15 protein-coding genes and 1 tRNA gene are annotated in these 23,163 nt (G+C 38.0%); 4 read left to right on the top strand and 12 right to left on the bottom strand.

Going from position 1 to position 23,163, the window contains the following annotated elements; translation table 11 throughout:
• Window positions 1-71 precede the first annotated feature (71 nt).
• The 5 genes from Q0948_RS05565 to Q0948_RS05545 form a co-directional block, all read right to left on the bottom strand.
• A complete protein-coding gene (locus tag Q0948_RS05565) occupies window positions 72-827 on the bottom strand; it encodes a hypothetical protein (RefSeq protein ID WP_298349703.1) in 756 nt (251 codons plus the stop codon).
• Window positions 828-1,121: 294 nt separating this feature from the next.
• Window positions 1,122-1,751, bottom strand: coding sequence for a hypothetical protein (locus tag Q0948_RS05560; protein ID WP_298349700.1), 630 nt, complete (start codon window positions 1,749-1,751; stop codon window positions 1,122-1,124).
• A gap of 114 nt (window positions 1,752-1,865) precedes the next feature.
• Complete coding sequence (locus tag Q0948_RS05555; protein WP_298349697.1) at window positions 1,866-3,713, bottom strand: M1 family metallopeptidase; 1,848 nt, start codon at window positions 3,711-3,713, stop codon at window positions 1,866-1,868.
• A 72-nt stretch (window positions 3,714-3,785) separates the two neighbouring features.
• Window positions 3,786-5,480, bottom strand: a complete 1,695-nt coding sequence (locus Q0948_RS05550) for a S8 family peptidase (RefSeq protein ID WP_298349695.1) — start codon at window positions 5,478-5,480, stop codon at window positions 3,786-3,788.
• Complete coding sequence (locus Q0948_RS05545; RefSeq protein WP_298349691.1) at window positions 5,464-6,324, bottom strand: MBL fold metallo-hydrolase; 861 nt, start codon at window positions 6,322-6,324, stop codon at window positions 5,464-5,466. The genes Q0948_RS05550 and Q0948_RS05545 overlap by 17 nt, the downstream gene beginning before the upstream one ends.
• 218 nt (window positions 6,325-6,542) lie before the next feature.
• On the opposite strand from Q0948_RS05545, the gene Q0948_RS05540 reads away from it, so the two are divergent.
• Window positions 6,543-8,429 (top strand): sodium:proton antiporter, encoded by a 1,887-nt coding sequence (locus Q0948_RS05540; protein ID WP_298349688.1) that lies wholly within the window; start codon window positions 6,543-6,545, stop codon window positions 8,427-8,429.
• 56 nt (window positions 8,430-8,485) lie between these two features.
• Here Q0948_RS05540 and Q0948_RS05535 read toward each other — a convergent pair whose 3' ends face one another.
• Both Q0948_RS05535 and Q0948_RS05530 read right to left on the bottom strand, forming a co-directional pair.
• Entirely contained in the window at window positions 8,486-9,826 is a 1,341-nt protein-coding gene (locus Q0948_RS05535; RefSeq protein WP_298350211.1) for an MATE family efflux transporter, read from the bottom strand.
• Between the two features lie 45 nt (window positions 9,827-9,871).
• On the bottom strand, window positions 9,872-10,372 hold the full coding sequence (locus Q0948_RS05530; RefSeq protein WP_298349685.1) for a GNAT family N-acetyltransferase: 501 nt from the start codon (window positions 10,370-10,372) through the stop codon (window positions 9,872-9,874).
• A 47-nt stretch (window positions 10,373-10,419) separates the two neighbouring features.
• Between Q0948_RS05530 and Q0948_RS05525 the strand changes: the two genes are divergently transcribed.
• On the top strand, window positions 10,420-11,214 hold the full coding sequence (locus tag Q0948_RS05525; RefSeq protein WP_298349683.1) for a universal stress protein: 795 nt from the start codon (window positions 10,420-10,422) through the stop codon (window positions 11,212-11,214).
• A 10-nt stretch (window positions 11,215-11,224) separates the two neighbouring features.
• Window positions 11,225-11,298: transfer RNA gene (locus Q0948_RS05520), tRNA-Ala, on the top strand.
• An 81-nt stretch (window positions 11,299-11,379) separates the two neighbouring features.
• On the opposite strand, the gene Q0948_RS05515 is transcribed toward Q0948_RS05520, so the two are convergent.
• From Q0948_RS05515 to Q0948_RS05500, 4 genes are all read right to left on the bottom strand, one after another.
• A complete protein-coding gene (locus Q0948_RS05515; RefSeq protein ID WP_298349680.1) occupies window positions 11,380-14,070 on the bottom strand; it encodes a PD-(D/E)XK nuclease family protein in 2,691 nt (896 codons plus the stop codon).
• A gap of 64 nt (window positions 14,071-14,134) precedes the next feature.
• Complete coding sequence (locus Q0948_RS05510; protein ID WP_298349677.1) at window positions 14,135-15,544, bottom strand: OmpA family protein; 1,410 nt, start codon at window positions 15,542-15,544, stop codon at window positions 14,135-14,137.
• Window positions 15,545-15,664: 120 nt separating this feature from the next.
• Window positions 15,665-16,858: a glycine C-acetyltransferase gene (gene kbl, locus Q0948_RS05505; RefSeq protein ID WP_298349674.1), complete on the bottom strand. Its 1,194-nt coding sequence runs from the start codon at window positions 16,856-16,858 to the stop codon at window positions 15,665-15,667.
• A 24-nt stretch (window positions 16,859-16,882) separates the two neighbouring features.
• Complete coding sequence (locus Q0948_RS05500; protein WP_298349672.1) at window positions 16,883-20,020, bottom strand: exodeoxyribonuclease V subunit beta; 3,138 nt, start codon at window positions 20,018-20,020, stop codon at window positions 16,883-16,885.
• 267 nt (window positions 20,021-20,287) lie between these two features.
• Between Q0948_RS05500 and Q0948_RS05495 the strand changes: the two genes are divergently transcribed.
• Window positions 20,288-20,896, top strand: coding sequence for a superoxide dismutase (locus Q0948_RS05495; RefSeq protein ID WP_298349669.1), 609 nt, complete (start codon window positions 20,288-20,290; stop codon window positions 20,894-20,896).
• A 342-nt stretch (window positions 20,897-21,238) separates the two neighbouring features.
• Here the strand turns inward: Q0948_RS05495 and Q0948_RS05490 are convergent, their stop codons facing one another.
• Complete coding sequence (locus tag Q0948_RS05490) at window positions 21,239-23,137, bottom strand: amidophosphoribosyltransferase (RefSeq protein ID WP_298349667.1); 1,899 nt, start codon at window positions 23,135-23,137, stop codon at window positions 21,239-21,241.
• Window positions 23,138-23,163: the final 26 nt, after the last annotated feature.

Raw genomic sequence — 23,163 nt, 5'->3', positions numbered from 1 at the left:
ACTCTGTTGTAAAAAAATTAATAGACAATTATAAGCTGAGTAAATAGAATGTAACTATAAGTAATGGTTCATTAATTTTGATTGAGGTTACGAAGTAACTCTTTGTATTCCTCACTCAGGGTGATAAGCTTATCTATAAGCAAGAAGCTGTTTTTGGGTTTGAGGAGGTTTGTATCTAACAGCCTTGATTCACAATAGTCAAAAAAGTAGTAAGCACTATTTTGTGGTAGGCCCAGCTCGTTGTATAAAAAGTCATCATTAAAGACAGGATCCTCTTTAAAGAGTTTTTCTAATTGTAAGGAAGTAATGGCTGGAGTTGTTTTTGCATTTCTCCGTCCGTCCTTTTTCTTAAATAGCTTACGTGCCTTTTTAAATAGTGCAACTAAGTTAATTCCGAAAGTAGACGCTGGTGGGACGTAGAGATGCCCATTTTTGTCAATATCACCTAGTATAGACTGCTGGATTGTATGCTCATAAGCTGGCCCACTAAAAGTGGTTTCTTTTTTAGGTGTATTATGTAAGAGTACCTCGTCAAGTTCATTGTTTACTTCTTTTAACTCAATGACTATGGGGCTGGTCATATCTTTTGAGGTGATCACTTTAAGTTGAGGTGCATATGGAAAGAGATAGAAAGAAATAGAATCATTTACAGCCGCCGAAATTATAAAGGACCCATTACTAGTGCTTTGGGTTTGTATATTTCTTGACAGGTTTTTTACACTTGCACCAGGTAGTGTTTGCGTTGCATTATAAATAGTCCCTTCGAGCGTCTGTGCTGAGGTATAACTCCCCAACAAGCAAAAAAGAAAAAGTAACTTATAATTCATAAACGCTTTACTCACGTTTAAAAATATAAAACTATCATAGTATCAGAAGATTATGAATCATAAAGTCTTTATAAAAAAAACCAGCTCGTAATGAGCTGGTTTAAATAAGTATACTAGTAATGTGAGATTATTACTAGTTCTCCCACATATTCTATATGTCTACCAGTTTATCACAAATGATAGCGAATAAGAAACCGCAATCCTAAACCTCCATTGCTAGGGAGCGCTAGGTTAGTATCAGAATCTTCAAATTTTAAGTCTTTAAAATTATCAAAGATAGTAGCCGCTTCTTCATTAGTTATGTTTAAAAATTACCCACCCTAGTTCAAAACCTATGAGAGGAAATGGTCTTCCGTTAGTATCTCTGCCATTAGATCGATATGCAAAGTCATAACCAAAGCCTATTTCAAACAGTAAACTGAGCCCAGAATTATAACTACGCTGAAAACCCCAAACACCACCTAGCGTTGAGAAATCTGTAGACCTGCTTACTTCACTAAACAAGGCTTCTTTATTTTGGTAATTATAGACTGCAGCCACAAAGTTTCCAGAATTACCGCTTACAGATTTACCCTTTGAGACTCTTTTTTTAAGGTTGTAATAATATTTGCCCTGTGCCTCATATTTTTGAAAAAAGGCAACTTTTTTACTTCCGAAAATATCAAAGTAAGTAGGAGTTATTCCCGCCTCTGCCTTTAAAGTAAAGTTATCATATACATTATACTCATAATTAATAGATGGGGCAAAAAGCAAGTTTGCCTTTACCATTCCTTTCTCGAGAAGTGCATCTGTCTCTTGGGCGTTTATCGTTGTTACTAAGGTGATAAGTAGTAAGAAACAACTAAGCGTAGTTTTGTAAATTTTTGGCGTAGTAAGCCCTGTGATTGTAGTAAACCCAGAAGGGTTGTAATTAAATAGTGACATTAAAATTGATGATTTGATTGATGTGAGCTTGCAATATATCCAAAAAAGCATTCAAACAAAAAAACCAGCTCGTAATGAGCTGGTTTAATTAAGTGCTAGTAATGTGAGGTTATCTTACTTGTTTTCCCACACATTATCTGTTTGATCAATATCTGCCATTTTTGAGGTAGGATCAATCTTCATCATCTTTACTTTACTTATAGGTGCGTCTATTGTAAAGGTATATGTAGGGTTTGTCCAAGGCCAGTCTGCGAGTTGCTCACGAGTAATGTTTGGCGTTGGGTTTGGTTTTTCGGCACGCATCATACGCAGTGGCATATAGTATGATTTTTGAGAACCGTCTGCCATATCTACATAAAGATCTATAGGCATAGGCATTAACCCTTTTCGGGTAAGCGTAACCTTTGTTTTATTACCATCTGCCTCAACGCTTGTGATACCGTAGTCTATGGTATTTGTAGTTTGTGTCCAGTCTGTAAGATACCAGTCTAGCTCCATACCAGAAACCTTCTCTGCCGTACGTTTAATATCGTTAGGCGTAGGGTGCTTAAAAGCAAAATCATCAAAGTATTTTTTGAGCGTTTTTTTAAGATTATCTTCTCCTATAACGTATCCTAGTTGTGCAAGAAATACAGCTCCTTTACTGTATGCAGCGATGCTGTAAGGCATATTCTCGTTGTAACGGTCTGCGTGTGTAGTTTGTGGTTGTTCTTTACCGCTTTTTACAAGGTAATAGTACCCTCTGTATGACCCAGCAACTGGATTAGGGTTATCACCTCCTGTAAGTTCATTTTCGGCCAGAGCAGAGATATATGAGGTAAATCCTTCATCCATCCACTCGTGTTTTGCCTCATTACTTGCCAGTAAGAATTGAAACCAAGTATGTGCCATCTCGTGTGCAGTCACACCAAAAAGGCTCCCAAACTTGCGCTCACCAGTGATAAGTGTACTCATTGCATACTCCATACCACCATCTCCACCTTGTATCACAGAGTACTGCTTGTAAGGATATGTACCTACGTGCTTGTTATAAAAGGCAAGTAAGTCTGCCGTCATAGGCTGTAGTTTTTTCCAGTTTGCCTTTATAGACTCTTTGTTTTTATAGAAGAAGTGTAGCTCTGTATCATTTTCTCCCATAATTACATCGTGTACATACTCAGGATCTGCAGCCCAGGTAAAGTCGTGTACGTTTGGTGCTTTAAAGTGCCATTGTAATTTACCACGCTTTGCGTTTTTACCAGGCTTCATAGAAGTGCCAGCATACCCGTGACCCATATCTTCTGGATCTTGTAAATAGCCTGTACCTCCTACTGTGTAGTTTTCATCTATTGTGATTTTTACATCAAAGTCTCCCCATACACTGTGAAACTCACGAGCGATATAAGGATGTGCGTGCCAGCCTTCAAAATCATATTCGGCCATTTTTGGGTACCACTGTGTCATAGATAGTGCGACACCTTCTTTATTGTTACGACCACTACGGCGTATCTGTACAGGTACTTGTCCTTTAAAGTCCATATTAAAGGTTGTACTTGCTCCTGGTGCGATAGGTGCAGCGAGTTGTACTTCTAGCACAGTACCGGCTACCTCATAGTTTAATTTTTTACCATCTTGAGTAAGGCTGTTTACTTTTATAAAACCTATCTCATCTGGCCCTAGCTTGCTTATGCGATCTTTAACACGACCATCTGGATCTGCAATGTTGCGCGAGCGCACATCCATCTCACTACCTGGTTGAAATGCGTTAAAGTAAAGGTGATAGTACACACGGTCTAGCGTCTCTGGTGAGTTGTTTGTATACACTAGCTTCTGTTTACCATCGTACTGATAGTTTTTTACATTCATATCGATCTCCATCTCGTAGTCGACGTGTTGTTGCCAGTAAGAGGTGTTGTTTTGTGCATACGCTTTCGCGAAAGCGAACAACGATACCATCACCAGTAATTTATAAGCGTTTTTCATTATAGATTGATTTAAAGTTAAAATCCCAAATTCCACTATTGAGGAACTTGGGATTTTTAGAAATTACTAAAATTATTTTTGTAGTTCTGCTAGTTTAAAAGCATTGTACATATTGACCATCTCACCAGATTTTGAAATATCGCTAAAACGCGCTTTCTTAGTCTCATCACCTCCTAAGATAACTTGAGTACCGGTAGCAAGACCACTAGCCATTATGATGTTTTTAATGTTTGTAGCGCTTAGCTTTGGATAATAGCTACGTAGCATTGCTGCAACACCAGCCGTGTTAGGCGATGCCATAGATGTACCTTGTAAAAACTCATACGTATCTTCTGGAGTGGTACTGTATATACGTACACCAGGAGCAAATACATCTACTTGAGACTTACCATAGTTTGAGAAGGTTGCTACAAGCTCTCCACCATACTTAAGGTTAAGTGCTCCTACAGTAAGGAAGGTGTCACTCATCTCATTTACATTATCTATCTGATCGTTAGGGTATACTCTATTTGCCGGATCATCAAGGCTTATCCCTTCGTTACCCGCAGCATTTACAATAAGTACATCCTTCTTTGCCGCATATTTTATTGCGTCATAAACCCACTCTGGATTTTGAGAGTAGTATTTACCAAAAGAGGTGTTGATCACCTTTGCACCATTATCTACCGCATAGCGTATTGCTAGTGCGATATCTTTATCATACTCATCACCATCTGGTACTGCGCGTAGTGCCATAATCTTGATGTTTTTATTTGCAACACCATTCATACCTTTACCATTGTCACGCTCTGCAGCAATAATACCTGCTACGTGTGTACCGTGTTTTGCACCGTCTGGTTCTGGCCCGTACACGTTGTTATTACCATAGTTTGTATCTGTGATATCATAAGGATCATCACCTAGTACTTTTCTAAAATCTGCTGTTTTGTTGTAGTTTGCCTCTAGCTGATTTGTAAAGTAATCTACACCATCATTTATATTTTTAATAAACTCAGGTATTGAGTCTGCATAGCTCAACATTTGTGTTAAGAACGCAACGTGCTGCTGCATCTCTGCCGTAGGATTTGCGATGGCTTTAAGATCTGCCGCAGTATAATCTTCTTTACCCAGCTTTGCTTTTACAGCCGCGTGCGATGTTTTAAGTTGCCCTAAAATTTGCTCATAGCGTGTTTTATTTGCTTGTGCCTCTGTTACTTTTGTATCATACTCACTTTTTGCTTTTTGATACTGCTGGAAAGCTTCTTTTTGATTTGCTGGTATAGAGGCTAGTGTTTTACCTTCAAACTGGCTCTCGTATCTTTTTATGATACGTACAAACTCTAGCTGCTCTGCATTTACATCACCTAGAAAATTCCATCCGTGTATATCATCTACATACCCGTTGTTATCATCATCCTTACCATTACCCGGTATCTCGTTAGGGTTTGTCCAGATTTTATTTTTTAAATCTTCGTGCTCTATGTCTATACCAGAATCTATAACAGCAACAATAACTTGCTGTCCAGTTTTATTAGGTATGATTTCTTCATAGGTGCGATTTACACTCATACCAGGTATGGTGTCTGTTTTAAGGTCTGCATAGCTCCACGCTTTTTCTTGAGCATCTGTAAGGGCAGCTACTTTAAGAGGGTTGCTATCTACATTTTCTACCGGTACTGTAACGAGTGCGCTAGGCGTGTCACAGGCTGTTAGAAAAGCTGCAGCAGTAGCTGCAAGAAGAAAGGATTTTGTAGTTTGAATCTTCATATTATTAATTAAATAGTTCATTAAAGGTAAAAATATCTTTTGCACGCACACCTTTTTCGGTATGTTGTACAGTAACAAGCTCATTGTGAGCGTCGTGTTCTAGCCAGAGGTAATAATTATTATCTGCCGCTTGTTTTAAAAATCGTTCTTTTTCATCTATAGATAGAAGTGGGCGTGTATCATAACCAGTCACATAAGGTACGGGTAAATGACCTAATGTGGGTACAAGATCTGCCATAAAAACAATGGTCTTATCTTGATACTGTATATGTGGTAACATTTGCTTTTCTGTATGACCATCTGCAAAGAGAATACCAAAACCTAGTTCGCTTGTTTCCTTAAAGGCATTTTCACCACGCTCTATAAAGTGTAAATGGCCACTTTCTTGCATAGGGATGAGGTTTTCTTTTAAGAAACTCGCCTTCTCTCTATTATTAGGCTCAATAGCCCACTGCCAGTGATTTTCATTAGTCCAGAACTTAGCATTTTTAAAAGCTGGCTCATAACCCGTATGATCTTTGTTCCACTGTATGGCGCCACCTACGTGGTCAAAATGTAGGTGCGTCATAAACACATCTGTAATATCATCTCTATGAAAACCATACTGTGCTAGTGATGTATCTATAGAGTGATCACCCCATCTGTAGTAATATCCATAAAACTTCTCAGACTGCTTGTCACCCATACCATTATCAATAAGGATGAGCTTATTTCCATCTTCTATAAGGAGACAGCGGGCTGCAATATCTATAAGGTTGTTACTATCTGCAGGGTTAGTACGACTCCATATGGACTTAGGTACCACGCCAAACATCGCACCGCCATCTAGTTTAAAATTTCCTGCCTCAATAGGGTATATTTTCATAAAAACGTGTCAATAAGAATGATAATGGTTTTTTTACGCTTTCGCGAAAGCGTAATACACCTCAAAAAAAGCGTGTTAACCACCGCACAAATCTCTGCAAAATACCAAAAAGAGAGTTTTTAAACCCTTATACACACTAGTTTTTAACAAAGAATTGTAACTTCACAACGAGAGCCAAAAGCTTTAAAACATTAATATCGCATCAAAACTGAATTCATATGTTAGAACTAGCCGGAATCATAATTTTAGGGATCATTGCACAATGGGCTGCTTGGCGTTTAAAATTACCTGCCATTTTACCACTACTGCTCATAGGTCTTTTTGTGGGACCCGTATCTACACTTATATCTGAAGATGGTACAAAATGGATAGAACCTATCTGGAATGGAGAAGAAGGATTATTTCCTGGAGAGAGCCTATACTACTTTGTCTCGCTAGCGATATCTATTATACTTTTTGAGGGCGGACTTACCTTAAAGCGTGACGAAATAAGAAATGTAGGCCCGGTAATTACCAAGCTTATCTCTATAGGAAGTCTCGTGACTTTTATAGGAGCTGGTCTTGCTGCTTACTGGATTTTTGGACTAAGCTTACAGATATCGTTGTTGTTTTCTGGATTAATCATTGTAACCGGACCTACGGTAATATCACCTATATTAAGAAATGTGCCTGTAAAGCGTGATATCTCTACCGTTCTTAAATGGGAAGGGATTCTTATAGATCCCATAGGCGCGCTTGTGGCGGTACTTATGTATGAGTTTATCTCTGTAGGGGAGGGCGCTGCTTTTACCAAAACAGCGCTGGTTGAGTTTGGAAAAATCGTACTTTTTGGTAGCACCTTTGGGTTTACGTTTGCACACGCGCTTGCGTTTATTGTAAAACGAAAGCTAGTACCACACTACTTGATGAATGTCTTTACACTAGCGGCAGTGCTAGGCGTATTTGTGATGTCAGACCAGTTTGCTCACGAGTCTGGACTGCTAGCCGTAGTTGTAATGGGGATGGTATTAGGTAATATAAACTTGCCTAATATAAAGGAGTTACTTTACTTCAAGGAGTCACTTAGTGTACTACTTATATCGGTACTGTTTATTTTACTGTCGGCAAATATGAACCTTGTAGACCTTGAGTTACTATACAGATGGGAGACACTAGCATTATTTCTTGTTGTGGTATTTATAGTAAGACCCATAGGGGTTTTCTTGAGTACCTGGGGCTCAGATTTACAGACTAACGCAAAGCTTTTTATCTCTTGGGTGGGTCCACGCGGTATTGTAGCGGCAGGTATTGCTTCTCTCTTTGGGTCAAAACTTCTTATTAAAGGAGAGCCGGGTGCAGAGTATATTACACCACTTGTATTTATGATTGTACTAGGTACAGTACTCCTTAACGCGACAACGGCTAGACTGTTTGCAAAGGCGGTGGGCGTATTTTTAGTAAAATCTGAAGGAATACTTATAGTAGGAGCCTCAGAAATGCCACGTCTTATTGCTAAGTATCTTCAAAAAAATGGACGCCACGTTGTGCTACTTGACAGTAATACAAATCATATACAAGTTGCAAAAGAAGCTGGACTTAAGGCAATGCAGGCAAATATTTATGCAGACGATCTTACAGACGACGTAGAGCTAAGCGATATAGGATACCTAATGTCTCTTACGGGTAATAGTGATATAAATAAGTATGCGATAAACCGTTTTAGAAAACAATTTGGCGAAAACGGCGCGTACCGTCTCATCTCAAAAAGAGAGATGGATAACATAGCACAGTTACCTAAAGAAGGTCTCTTCTCTGCAACAGATGATTTTATAAATATGACAGAGGTCACAAGGCAGTATCCTACCATAAGTGAAGTGCCTATCTCTTCAAAAGAGGAGTACTCAAAAGCGGTAAAAATTATTACAGATGATGAAGAGATGATTCCACTTTTTGTAAAACAAAAAAACGGAACCATTCACATTATAGGATCTTTTGCACAAGAGCTAGATGTTAAGTCTTTCCAGGGGAGTCAAATTGTTTATTTAGGAAAACCTTTTGATGAAGAATTGCTAGACACTCAAAAAGAGAGCGATAAAAAGGTAGAGGAACCATTAGAAAAAGAATAGGTTTTTAGTACGCTTTCGCGAAAGCGCTCTCAACCCCTTATATATTTATAAAAATGTTACTTTATAGCGAGTGGATAATATTTTTTCTTGTAAAAGTAAATGAGCATCCCTGCCCTAAAGAGCATCCAGACTATAAAGGCACACCATATTCCCAAAATACCCCACCCCGTATATTTACTTATATAAAGCACGGGTACAAAGCCTATAAATGTAGCTACAAGAAGCGTGTTACGTAACCAGCCCATCTCTCCTAGTCCCTTAAAAATTGAGTCTAAAGTAAAGGCAATAGCGTTGATAGGTTGCATTACAATCACCATAAAAAATACGCCATAAAATACGGTAAGTACTGCATCGTCATTACTAAAGAGTAAGCCCATAGGTTTATATAGAATGGCGCAGATAATCATCAAGAAAACAGCAACAACCAGGTTATATTTTACAACTCGTTTTGTGAGTAGCCAGAGGTTAGGGTAGTCTTTTGCACCTAGCAATCTACCGCTTAATAGGTTACCAGCTGCTCCATAGCCATCTATAAAGAATGCTGTAAAGAGCCATATATTTGCCGCAATGGTGTGGGCAGCTACTGTCTCATCACTTATTGCGGTCGCCTCACGTACAGCAAGCACAAGAGCTACATTGAGAGAAAATGATCTTATAAAGAGGTTAAGACTCATCGAGATAAGTCTTTTAATCTCAGGGTGCAGCGGTAATCGTAGCTTAAGAGAAACGTCTGTCTTTATAAGTAAAAGCACAAGCGCTAGTATAGCCATCACAGCCTGTGCTGCGAGACTTGCCCAGGCAGCACCCTTAACTCCCATAGGCTCCACAATACCGTCTATACCGTATACAAGCATAAAGTCAAGACCTATGTTAAGCGAGGCGCCTATAATTGCCACAATCATAGGCCAGAAGGTATTTTGTAACCCTCTAAAAATTCCAAACACGGCAAAGGTGAACAGTGTAAGTGGAAAACCCCACACACGTATATTATAATAGTCTATACTTAAAGATAGCACTAGCCCCTTTGCATTGAGAAGCATAAAAATCTCTTTTACAAAGAAGTATGTACTCCCTAAAACTATAATAGATAGAATGATATTAAAGTAAATAGCTTGTGCAGGCAAGACTTTAATATCTTCAAGCTTACCAGCACCCAGGTTTTGAGATATTATAGTAGAAATGGCACTACGTGTTTGCCCTAGTATCCATATAAGCATAGATAGAAAAGAGCCCACAATACCTACAGCGGCGAGCGCCTCGACACTATTTTCTGCAATGTTGCCTACTACTGCAGCATCTGTGCTAGAGAGTACAGGCTCTGCAATACCAGCAATAAGCGCAGGAACAGCCAGCTGCTGTATGCGCTTAAAGGAAATATCTATGTTGTGCGATAGTATAGTGATAACTCAGATGTTAGAATAATTGAGTTGCAAAAATACACCTTATAAAATGCGCTCATAACAATAGAAGGGATCATTACTTTGTTTTGGAAAATAGATACTACCTAACCTTTTATAACCGCGAGATTCATAAAATTGTTGATTACGCTTGTTTTGTGAGAATGTGTCAAGCCTTATAGATGGAGCCCCACCAAATTGTGCAGAAAAGAGAGCATAATTCATCAACTTTGTTGCATAACCCTTACCCTGCATATCTGGATGTACGGCTAGTCTATGTACGTAGATATTGCCTTGAGATGGAGTTAACCATTCAACATCTTCATACTCCTTGTCCATAATGGTAGACACCACGATGGTCCCTATGATAGCTCCGTCTTTTTTTAAAACACAGAGTTCCTCACGGTCTATATCTTGCTCAAAAGCGGCGGCACTAGGATAATGCTCATTCCATTGATATATGCCTTTATCAATCATAGATTTTGCGCACGCTCTAGTGAGCGCAAGTATCTCTGGAATGTCTATTTTTTTTGCCTTTACAATCACAGTTTAAAAGTATTTTTGTAATCTTATGTAAAATTACAAATTACGGTATGAAAAATATTCTTGTTCCTATAGGTTCATCAAAGAGTGCGGTTAACACACTTCAATATGCAATAGATCTTGCCCAAGAGGTAGATGCAAATGTGTACGTTATCTCAGTGTTTCAAGAATTTTCTAAAGCAGGAAGTGCCTCAAAGTTAAACACCGTTCTTAAAGAAGATACAGAAAACACACTAGAGAAAGTGGTAAGTACTGTTGATCATAAAGGAGTCTCTGTTGTATCACATCCTATAAAAGGTGGAGTGGTAGATGGTGTAGAGCGTTTTAATAAACACGTACCTGTTGACCTAATGGTTTTGTCTCCACGCAGTAACTCTGTGCGTGATGAGGTTTATCTTGGTAATACAACCGGAAAGCTTGTAAAAAGTACAAATATACCAGCGCTTATTGTGCCAGAAAATGAAACTTTTAAGCAGCCATCTCAAATACTAATGGCTTTTAAAAATGGAAATTTTGATAAAAAACGCCATTTAGAACCGCTCAAAAAAATGCAGAAGCATTTTGGTACAGAGATTCAACTGCTACACGTAGAAACTCCTGAAAGTGATGAAAAGATGAAGCAAATCTCTGAAGATCTTAAGGAGATAAGCGCATCTTATAAAACCACCTCAAACGCAACAACATATCAAGGTGTTCTTGAGCACTTTCAGTCTGTAAATCCAGATATGGTTTGTGTAGTGCGCAGAAAGAGAGGTTTCTTTAAGAAGCTTTGGGAGAAAAATGTAGTGCTCAAGAAAGAGTTTTTTACATCTAAGCCACTACTCATTTTAAGAGTTCAAGAGTAAATTTTAATTTGGGGGATTAGCTCAGTTGGCTAGAGCGTTTGACTGGCAGTCAAAAGGCCACCAGTTCGAATCTGGTATTCTCCACCCTTAGAACATATAAAAAACCCATCAATTCCTATTGATGGGTTTTTATATGTTTTTAGTACGCTTTCGCGAAAGCGTAAACTACCTTTCTGTAAAGGGAATAGAAGGGTCTAATATTTCTTTTACCAATCTTTTTAAAACGGCCTCAAACTCCAAAAGTGTTTCTGCTGTGATCTCTTGATTTTTATTGTATTTGAAAGCTAAGAAACCTGATTGTAGATTTTTAAACGAAATAATCCCAGCACTTACAGGGAAGCTTAGGGGCTTTTTCTTATTGAGCATATAAGCATACATAAGGACTTGAAAGGCTTTCTCAAACTTACCTTCTGGGAGGAGTAAGTCTTCATATGATTTTAGGTTGAGATCTGTCTGTGCTACTTTACCAGTTTTATAATCTACTATGTTGAGATTTCCATTGCGTTGCTCTACAAGATCTACTTTACCTCTTAGGGAAACAGTGTCTGTGAGGGGTATGTCTCGCAAATCATCTTCTACCGCCTGTATTATGACCACATCACCCTTTTTAAGCAGGGATATCTCTCTTTTTAGGTAATTGTGAACGTAGCGACATATCACCGCGTAGATGATCTTATTTTTACCTTCTTGTATATGAGTGAGGCCATACTCTAGTTTAAATTGATTACGCACCTCTGGTTCGATACCTTTTATGAGATTTTTCAAAATATCTTCTGTAAGCACAATACCTATGTGCGGTTTATAAAGCTCCTCTAGCGTATTATGTACAATGGTTCCCATTGTATTTGCCGCTACAGTTTCTTCTACCTCATCACTATTATCTATGCCCAGGATGTATCGTTCATAAAATACTACTGGATTACGTAAGTAGGTGGTGAGTGCAGAGGGAGATATACCTTTCTTAAAAAGGCGAGATAATTTTGTGATTACCTCTGGCGTTTTTTCTATTTTTTGTGCAGTTATTGTGGCGGGTTGTGAAGCGGGAGTAACTGTATATTTATGTATGGTATGTATTCCTTCTTCTTCTATCTGTCTTATAAATCTACTTTGCTCACTACTACCCAGCCCTGTGCTGTGAGTGGTATATAGTAAATCTGCAGTGCGCGCCCTATGTAATAAATGATAGAAGTGATAGGCATATACAGCATCTTTTTCTGAATAGGTAGGCAGGTCATATAACTTTTTTAAATCATAGGGTATGTAAGAGTTTTGACTCTTTCCAGAAGGAAGTATCCCCTCATTAACCGAGGTGAGTATTACGTGCTCATAGTCTAGCACACGAGATTCTAGCACCCCCATTATCTGTAACCCCTCATCTGGATCACCTTTAAGGTCTATCGTTTCTGAAGATATAATATCACGATAGAAGAGAATAAATGTAGCAACATCTGTTATATGGTCTCTATCATCCATAAGCGTTTTTAACTTATTAAATGCTACGTAAAACCCATACAAGTACTCTACTTGCAGTGCGTCTTTGCTTTCATCATAACTAGTTCTTAATTCTTGTATGATATTAAGGCAATTTGTAACTGCACTTTTGGGCTGATTGTCCCAATCTAAGAAGAGCGTTTTTGTGATCTGTAGGTCAGTTGGTTTCACTTTAGTAAGAATATCTTCTAGTGAAACATATATGAGATTTTTTGTGATAATTTCTTCTTGAAGTACTGTTGCCGTATCACCTAGCAGTGATTGTGTTATAGGGTTACGTAGTATCTTTAAAACCTCCTTAAAATAATAGCCGCTTTTTTGTGGGTTTTTCTTTAATGAAAGTAATTGATCAAAGAATGAAGCCGTGGGTGTTTTACCTATCGGAATTCCCATTGTAATGTTCACCTTATGTATATGGGTGGGCAACGCATTAAGAACTGGTAACAATAGGGCCTCATCACCTAGAACTATTGCAGTACTCGACAAGCTTTTTTGAGGTATACTTTCTAATATAGACCCAAGTGTCTTAGCCTGTAGTATATCTTGAGAGCAAGCGTATGTATTAATTACTTTTGGTATGCTGTAGTTATCAAAACTCCAAGAAAAGTCTTTAGTACTATAATATGCCCAGTCTTTCTTATACTTTTTTATAAAGAGGTTAGTCTCGTGATATGGGTTTTTGACAAATGACTTTTCTGTATCCCAATATATCTCAGAATTTCCAGAGGCTAGTATAGCTTGTATAATTTGTTGCTCTGCGGTGTTGAGAGCGTTAAAACCCAGAAAGACGTGACGTATTTCTAAAGATGAGGATATGTAGTGTTCTATAACTTCTACAGCTTGTCTATAAATATAACCTTGATGTACAGCATCTGTACGCAGAGATTTCTCGCAAAAAACTGTATAAATCTTAAGCAAGTTGTTCCAGAAGTCTATATAATTTACAACAATCTCATTTGTAGAAGAAGACCAGTGTTCTGATAACTCTTTTACATCTTTGAGATGATTAAAGACTTCTTTTTGATCGAGTAAAAATCTATCTACTTCATTAAAATCACTAAGTATGGATTGCGCCCATCCACAGAAAGTTTGAAAAGGAACTAATTTCTCTTTTTCTACAACTTCTGTATAGCTTTCGTAAAGATTAAAAATTAGATCTACATTGCTCGCAGACTTTAATCCAGTAATATGGGATATAAATTCTTCTATAGAAAATATTTGTGGTGCAAATGAAGTCTTACTTGCACGTACAGCAACCTTCTTTCTAAGTGTATTACCTGCTCTTCTACTGGGAACAATAAATATAAGGTTAGCACCCTCAATGTTCTGTTCTTTATTTAGTACTACGTCTATAAAACTTTGCATAGTCTAAAATAAAAAACGCCTCGCAATTGCGAGGCGTTTTTAAGATTATAAAATCTTTTTTCTATTACTTAAGAATAGAAAGCTCAACACGTCTGTTTTCTTGACGTCCTGCAGCAGTTTTATTTGAAGCAACTGGTCTAGCTTCACCAAATCCTTTAGACTCTAAACGAGCAGCTGGGATTCCTTTTCCTGTTAAGTAGCTTCTTACTGAAGCAGCTCTCTGATCAGAAAGGTTTAGGTTGTAAGAATCACGACCTCTATCATCTGTGTGACCTTCAATAAGGAAACGAGTTTTTGGGTATTCCATCATTATAGATGCAACATTATCTAGCGTAGAGTAAGACTCTGAACGTAAAGAAGCTTTGTTGTAATCAAAAAGTACGTTTTTGAACTGTACGTTAAGGTCATTAAGTACCTCAACAGATACTTCTGGACATCCATTGTTTGCTACAGTACCTGCAACGTCTGGACACTCATCATCTTTATCTAAAACACCGTCACCATCTTTATCTTGGTAAGGACATCCGTTGTTAGCACGTGGTCCTGCCTCGTTTGGACAAGTATCATCAGCATCTTTGATACCATCACCATCTGCATCTGGACAACCACCTAAGGCAGCGATACCAGCAACAGTAGGACAAGCATCCTTAGGATCAGGGATACCATCACCGTCTGTATCTGGACAACCATCAAACTCTGCTAAACCAGCAACAGTAGGACAAGCATCTTTAGAATCTTGGATACCGTCACCGTCAGAATCTGGACATCCGTCAAATTCAGGAAGACCTGCAACTTCTGGACAAGCGTCATTTTTGTCATATATACCATCACCATCTGTATCTTTTCCTCCGAAAACAATACCTACAGCAGCAACGTGTTGAAAGTGCTTGATTCCGTCATCTTCAAAAGCGTGCTTATACTTAGATTGTACACCAACATTGAAGTTTTCTCCTAACCAGATTTTAACTCCAGCAGCAGCATTTGCAGTTCCAAAACCACCTAACTCACCGTCTAGTGAACTCTCAACCCACGTATAACCAGCACCAACAGAAAGAGAAGGATCAAACCATCCACCTTCACCATTGATAAGATCTCTTAAGCTATAAGAGAAATCTCCATCAGCTCCGTAGTATTGTAATTCGTTTCTTGGTCTTTCATCACCTAATTTATCAATTCTGTTTAAAGAACCAGATACTCCAAATGTGAAACCATCTCCTAAATAACGAGAAACGTTTACATAAGAAACTGAAGGAACAATGCTCCAGTGATCTTCAACATTAAAGAATTCTTCAAAAAGATTCCCTCTTAATTCACCAGCTCCTGGAGATACGTCTAGTGCGTCACCTACTGGGTACGTGTCAATTGCGTTTACTCCGACTGAGATAGCCCAAGGATTGTTTGCGTCTTGTGCATTCACTGATCCTAAAGCAAGAATCATAAGTGCTGCAACTAAAAATCTGCTAAGATGTTTCATTGTTTAGTCTTAAATTTTAAGTGTTAATTACCGACAAAAGTAAGTTGTTAAAATTAATCAACAAAGCTAAAAGTACTAAATTTTTACAAACCGCCCTTATAGACAGGGGGTAAGCAGGGTCTAAATCACCTTTAAATCTTTACCAACTTTTGTAAAAGCTGCAATGGCGGCATCAAGATGTGCTACAGAATGTGCAGCACTTAATTGTACGCGAATACGGGCTTTTCCCTTTGGTACCACGGGAAAGAAGAATCCTATAACATAAATTCCTTCTTCCAAAAGTGCATCTGCCATATCTTGAGAGAGCTTTGCATCATATAGCATTACAGGAACAATTGCTGAGTCTCCATCTATAATATCAAAACCTGCTTTTTTCATCCCTTTTTTGAAATATGCTGTATTTTCTGCTAGCTTATCTCGTAAAGAAGTGTCTTTTTCTAATAAATCTAAGACTTTTATTGATGCACCCACAATGGCAGGGGCTAGTGAATTTGAAAACAAATATGGACGACTGCGCTGGCGTAGTATTTCTATCACCTCTTTTTTTGCAGTTGTGTATCCACCCATAGCTCCACCTAGTGCTTTACCTAAAGTGCCAGTTATTATATCTATACGACCTAGCACACCTTTTTCTTCTAGTGTGCCTATACCGCGCTCACCTATAAAACCTGTAGCGTGACATTCATCTATCATTACAAGGGCATCGTACTTATCTGCTAGATCACAGATCTCATCTAGGGGAGCAACAAGACCATCCATTGAGAATACACCGTCTGTTACAATTATTTTGTGACGAGCGCCATCCGCATTTGCTTTTTTGAGCTGTTCTTCTAGATCTGCCATATCGTTATTTGCATAGCGATATCTAGCAGCTTTACAAAGACGTACACCATCTATAATAGAAGCGTGATTAAGCGAGTCTGATATGATAGCATCTTCCTTACCTAGTAGCGGCTCAAAAACACCACCATTTGCATCAAATGCGGCAGCATATAATATAGTGTCTTCTGTGCCATAAAATTTTGCAATACGCTGCTCTAATTCTTTATGTATGTCTTGTGTACCACAAATAAAACGTACAGAACTCATCCCAAAACCGTGAGTATCCATTGTATCCTTTGCAGCTTGTATTACTTCTGGATGTGATGATAGCCCTAGATAGTTATTTGCACAAAAGTTTATTACCTCTTCTCCTGTAGAAATTGTGATTACCGCATCTTGCGGAGATGTGATAATGCGCTCTTTTTTATATAGCCCTGCATCTTTAATTTCTGCAAGTTCTTTTTGTAAATGTTGTTGTATACTACCGTACATATGTGTTTGTTTTTTACAAAGGTATTAAACCGCGACTACTTCTATCGTGCTGTCTATATAAACAAGCAGTTTGTGAGTTACTTTATAACCCATCTCTTGATATAACCCGGCGTAGGTTGCAAGTTGTTTTGCATAAGAGTCGTTATGGACACCCGTTTTATAGTCTATAATTATAGTGCTTCCGTCTGGAGTAACTACAACACGATCAGGTATATGAAAACGACCATCGCTAGCCAGTATCATACGCTCATTATAAACCGTGTTTTCTTCTTCAAAACATACCTTTAGGTCTGGATGTGAGACAACCTGATTCATTATGCCCGTCATAACCTTTCGGCTTTCTTGAGGTATGATACCGTGGCGCACAGCATCGTCTACTACGGCTGTAATTGTATTGTGGTCTGTAACAGCAGCCATTAACTCGTGTATGAGATTACCGTAAGTAATTGCATTTTGCTTTTTCTCATCCCATAAAAAACTAGCCTGAGTAATTACCTGTATACCTAACTCTTCTTTGGCTGTAGACCGTATGGTGGGTACAAAGGGTGTATAATCGCTTGCTTGGTCTTTTTTATGAGCAGAGGTTTCTGTCCCAAAGGAGTAAACTCGCTGGTCGTTATTCCATATATTATGTGTCTGCAAGTATTCGATAAAAAGGTCGCTGTATGAACCTATTTTTTTTACGCTTTCGCGAAAGCGTGATAACACATATAACCGCTCAGAAGCTCTAGTAAGAGCCACATATAAAACATTAATGGTGTCGAATTGTTGCTCATTATTTCTTTTTTCAAAAAGAGTAGTACCCGCCTCTCCAAAATCATTAAGTGCATTATTATGCGGAACCATTAGTGTCTCAAAATCACTTATATCTTCATTTTCCATAGGATACCACTGGTGCTCACCACGAGTACGATATAAGTCTGAGTCTGCATAAGGATAAATTACAACTGGAAATTCTAGCCCTTTGGATTTATGTATACTCATAATCTGTACAGCGCTATCTTGTGCTGGAGCTACAATGCTTGCTTTCTCTCTTTTTTCTTCCCAGTAGTCTATAAAACCTAGAATGCCGCCACTATTACCCTGTGCATAATTATATGCTAGGTCAAGATATGCCACAACATAGGCGTCAGATAATGGGGCTAAGTAAAAGGAGCGAATGATATACTCTATATACTCATAAAGAGAGAGGTTTTTTAAGTAATCAAGATGTATAAAAACATCAAAAGCTTTGAGTTGCTCTAAAAATTCTGATAATGTGCTAGCCGTATGAGTACTGTAAAAATTATGGGTGTCTTTTATATTATAATGTGCTCCCAAAAAGTAAAGTACAGCAAGTCTATACTCTAACTGTTTTGGAAAAGAAAGCATTGTGATAAAGTTGTGTATAAACTGCACGGTAGGAGAATTTTCGATAAGTAAACTCTCTGAAGATACCACCTCTGTACCCGCCTCTTGTAAAACTTGTGCTATATGAGTGCCGTGCTTATTACTTCTGGTAAGTATACAAATATCACTGTGTAAATAGCCTTGTGAAGTGACGTTCTTTATGATTTCTAGAATACGCTCAGGGTAGAGTAGATCTGCTTCGGTATTATTTTCATAATCAATAAACTCTAGAGATACGTACCCATTTTTTTTGCTGTTTGTACCCTGTGAGTTATCTGCTTTATATATCTCACCATAAAGCTCATTATCAAAATGAGTGGAGAGGTGCGTAAAAAAGCTATTATTAAAATGAATAATAGACTCATTACTTCTATAGTTAGTATCTAAGCGAGCCACAGTAGCCTCTGTGGTAAAAGGATTAATCTGATGACTGAGAGCTATAAATTGCTCTGCCTCTCCACCACGCCATCTATAAATTGCTTGTTTTGGATCACCCACTAGTAGTAGAGAATTACTTACTTCATCACCAGAAGCACTACTTATGGTATTATCTATAAGTGGGACAAGGTTATCCCACTGCATCACAGAGGTGTCTTGAAACTCGTCTATAAAGTAGTTTGTATAACGCTCACCTAGTCGCTCATATAAAAATGCAGCAGGTTGATCTTTAAGCGATTTTGAGATAAGGGCATTAAAATCTGATATGAGCAATACATTTTCTTCTTCTTTAATAAGGTCGAGCTCCTTTTTAATAAGGTGTAAAACAGAAAGGGGTATAAGCTTAGAGCGAAAAGCCTCATACTTTTTTTGCTTACCGGCAAGAGATTTTAGTTTTAAAAAGTCATCTACAAAGCGCTGCCTGTTTGCATCTATTATGGATTTTATATCATCTTTTTGTCCTTTTGTATAGAACGCATATTCCTCAATATTGTCTTTATAACCAGAACCAGAATATTTTAGACCTCTTACACCACTTGCCACTTGGACTATAAATTTATAATAGTAGCCGCTGGCAAAACTTTTTTGATCAAGACCTAACCCGTGTATAAAATCTATAAGGTTTTTGCCCATTTCTTGTTGCTTGCTAGCTAGGGACTTAATTTGAGTGTTAAGAAATGTAGCAAGTGCATCAAAGTCTGATAGCGACTTGCTTTTAAGTCGGTCCAGCGCCTTAAGGTCATTTTCATTATGTAGTAGTGAGGCAATTTCTAGTAAATCTCTGCTTATATCCCAGCTTTTATCATCATCTGCCTTTTCAAGAGCAAAATCTACGAGCACCTTAGTAATGGTGTCATCTACACCCACCTTTGCCACAAGAGCATCTACGGCCTGCGCACTAAGCGTTTTTTGATCTAGAGACACTTCAAAACTGCTAGAGATATTAAGATCTTTTGCAAAGGTGCGTATAATTCTATGTGTAAGTGTATCGATAGTAACAATATCAAAAGCCGCATAATTATGGAGAATCCTATTGAGGATTTCCTTAGCTTTTTTTACCACAACATTTACGGGCATATTACTAGCTACTGCTAGGTCTTCTAGCATATCTGGTTTGTCAACACCATTATAATCACCTATAGCTTTAAGAGTATCTAGCACCCTGTTTTTCATCTCTGCCACAGCCTTGTTTGTAAAAGTGATGGCTAGTAAATGTCTAAACTTGTTAGGGTCATTACTTTTAAGAAGTGTAGTGATATATTGCTTTACAAGGCTGTATGTTTTACCAGATCCTGCAGAAGCATTGAGAACAATAAAGCTATTCTTTTCGGTCATAGCACTAATATAGCAAAAGCCACCCATAAAAGGTGGCCTTGTCAAACATCAAACTAATAAAAATATAGACACATATAATACCCCTAAAATGAGTGTCTATATGTGTAAGACCATTATTTTCTAAATAGTTGCGTTAATTTGTTGAGTATTATTACGCTTTCGCGAAAGCGTACACCCATTTATAAGAATTCTATAACACAAAGAATACCTTACTTTATGTAACTTTGTTAAAATCAGAATTGAAGTTTAACCAAAAACGAAAGAGAAATGTCATTTACCTTACCAGAATTACCATATGCAAAAGATGCTCTAGAGCCTAACATTGATGCAAAGACAATGGAGATCCACCACGGAAAACACCACGCTGGATATACTACAAAACTTAACAAAGCCATAGAGGGAACAGACCTTGACGGTAAGACTATAGAAAATATACTTATTAACCTAGATATGTCTAACACTGCTGTGCGTAATAACGGTGGAGGTTTTTATAACCACAGACTTTTTTGGGAAGTAATGTCTCCAGACGGTGGAGGAGAGCCTACGGGTGAACTAGCAGATGCAATAAATGCCGCTTATGGAAACTTTGAGTCTTTTAAAGACAAGTTCTCATCTGCAGCAGGAGGACAGTTTGGTTCAGGATGGGCTTGGCTATGTGTGCACGAAGGAGGAAAAGTTGAGGTTTGCTCAACACCTAATCAAGATAACCCACTTATGCCTAAAGTAGGTTGTGGAGGAACTCCTATCTTAGGACTTGATGTATGGGAGCACGCATACTACCTTAATTACCAAAACAGACGCCCAGATTATGTAAACGCATTTTTTAATGTTATAAACTGGGATAAAGTAAGCGCTCTATATGCTCAGAATAAATAAGCGATAGCCTATATAATTACAAAGGTCCATTCGTTAGAATGGACCTTTTTTTATGTTTTAACTCTCTGAGAGAGTACGCTACTAAAGTTTGTAATGAGGAGTGATAAAAATCTTTTAATAAGAAATTGACTACATCGCTCTAGGTGAAAATTGCGCATAAAAAAAGGCGGAAAGATCCACCTTTTTTTGCCCCAAATCTACCATTAACTTAACCTACTTATGTTATGGCTTTGCTAATATAGGTGTCATTTTTTAAGTATTACTTAATTTTTAGATAAAAAACTCAATTTTTAGACGAAATACACAGTTTTTTAATAATTTAAGGTTTTCTTAAGAAGCTCATTAATAGGCTCTTTCTTTATTTCCTTCTACAAAGTTTATAAAAGCTCTATTAACTACACGGTGTCCACCATTAGTAGGATAGTCTCCGGTAAAATACCAGTCTCCTAGGTTTTCTGGACACGCTTCGTGTAAACTCTCTACGGTTTGGTAAATGATTTCTACTTCTGTTTTTATAGTACTGTCTGTAAGTAGCTGAGCGATTTTTTTAGAAATCTCACGCTGCGTAAATGGTTCATAAATACGCTTTACATAATTCTTAACGTGTTTATCTTTAAGATCTACTTGTTCTTTACACTGTTTGTAAACCTCATCTATAAGACTCTCCTTACCAGTATCTTTAAGAAGCTCTATAGCTGCTCTAAAGGCAATAAAATCTTCAAGTCTCGCCATATCTATACCATAACAATCTGGGTATCGTATTTGAGGAGCACTTGAAACTACTATTATTTTGGCAGGATTTAAACGAGCCATCATTTTGATAATACTCTTTTTAAGAGTGGTACCTCTTACGATACTATCGTCTATAATTACTAGCTTGTCTTCTGGCTTTATTACTCCGTAGGTAACATCATACACGTGAGCTACTAGATCATCGCGACTACTATCTTCTGTAATAAACGTACGAAGCTTTGCATCTTTTATAGCTATCTTCTCAGTACGTAATCGCTGCGATAAAATTTCTGTAAGCTGCGCTTCTGTAAGGTTACCCTTTGCTGCGAGAATTTTTTCTCCCTTTTGTCTGTTAAGCTCATCTTGCGCTGCTTCTACCATCCCATAAAAAGATGTTTCGGCGGTATTAGGTATAAATGAAAAAACAGAGTTTTTTGTGTCGTGATCTATACTTTCTAATACACGAGGCATTAATAAGCGACCTAGCATTTTGCGCTCTTTATAAATCTCGGCATCAGATCCTCTTGAGAAATAAATGCGCTCAAAAGAACACGCTTTTCGCGTAAGCGGTTCTAAAATTTGTTCTACAGTAAGCGTTCCGTTTTTCTTTACAATAACTGCGGCACCTGGATCTAGCTCTTTTACCTCTTCAAAAGGCACGTTAAAGGCGGTTTGTATAACTGGGCGCTCACTTGCTACCACGGCTACCTCGTCATTTTCAAAATAATATGCTGGACGTATACCTGCTGGATCTCTTAGTACAAATGCATCTCCGTGACCTAGAAGTCCTGCCATTGCATAACCCCCATCCCAATCTTTTGAAGCACGGCGTAAAATTTTTGCCACCTTAAGGCGCTCTGCAATTTGAGGGGAGGCTTGTTGTTTATTAAAACCTTCCTTTTTAAGTTTTTTGTAAAGTTTTGCTACTTCATCATCAAGAAAGTGACCTATTTTTTCCATCACTGTGATGGTGTCTGCTTGCTCCTTAGGGTGCTGTCCTAATGAAACGAGCTTGTTAAAAAGCTTGTTTACATTAGTCATATTAAAATTACCAGCAACTATGAGGTTACGGTGCATCCAGTTGTTTTGACGCAAGAAAGGGTGTACACTCTCTACACTGTTTTTTCCAAAGGTCCCATAACGCACGTGACCTAATAGTAGCTCACCTATGTAAGGGACATTACTTTTTTGCCAGGCTACGTCATCCTTTTTATCTGGATTTGCCGTCATAAGGGTATTGATACGCCCATTAATCTCTGCAAAAATATCTTGTATGGGTTGTTGTGCCGTAGAGCGCTGTCTTGAGATGTAACGCTCACCCGGAGCAACATCTAGTTTTATACTGGCAAAACCAGCTCCGTCTTGACCACGGTTGTGCTGTTTTTCCATCATAAGGTACATCTTGTTTACACCGTAAAAAGCGGTACCGTATTTTTCTTTATAAAATTCTAGTGGTTTTTTTAGTCTTATTACTGCAATACCACATTCGTGCTTAATAGCGTCACTCATAGCTTTATAAAACAAAAGCGCTCCAA

The organism is uncultured Dokdonia sp. (assembly GCF_947496725.1).
Lineage (GTDB): Bacteria > Bacteroidota > Bacteroidia > Flavobacteriales > Flavobacteriaceae > Dokdonia.
Note: the sequence above shows the minus strand (reverse complement) of the source record. Positions and strands in the feature narration are given on the sequence as shown.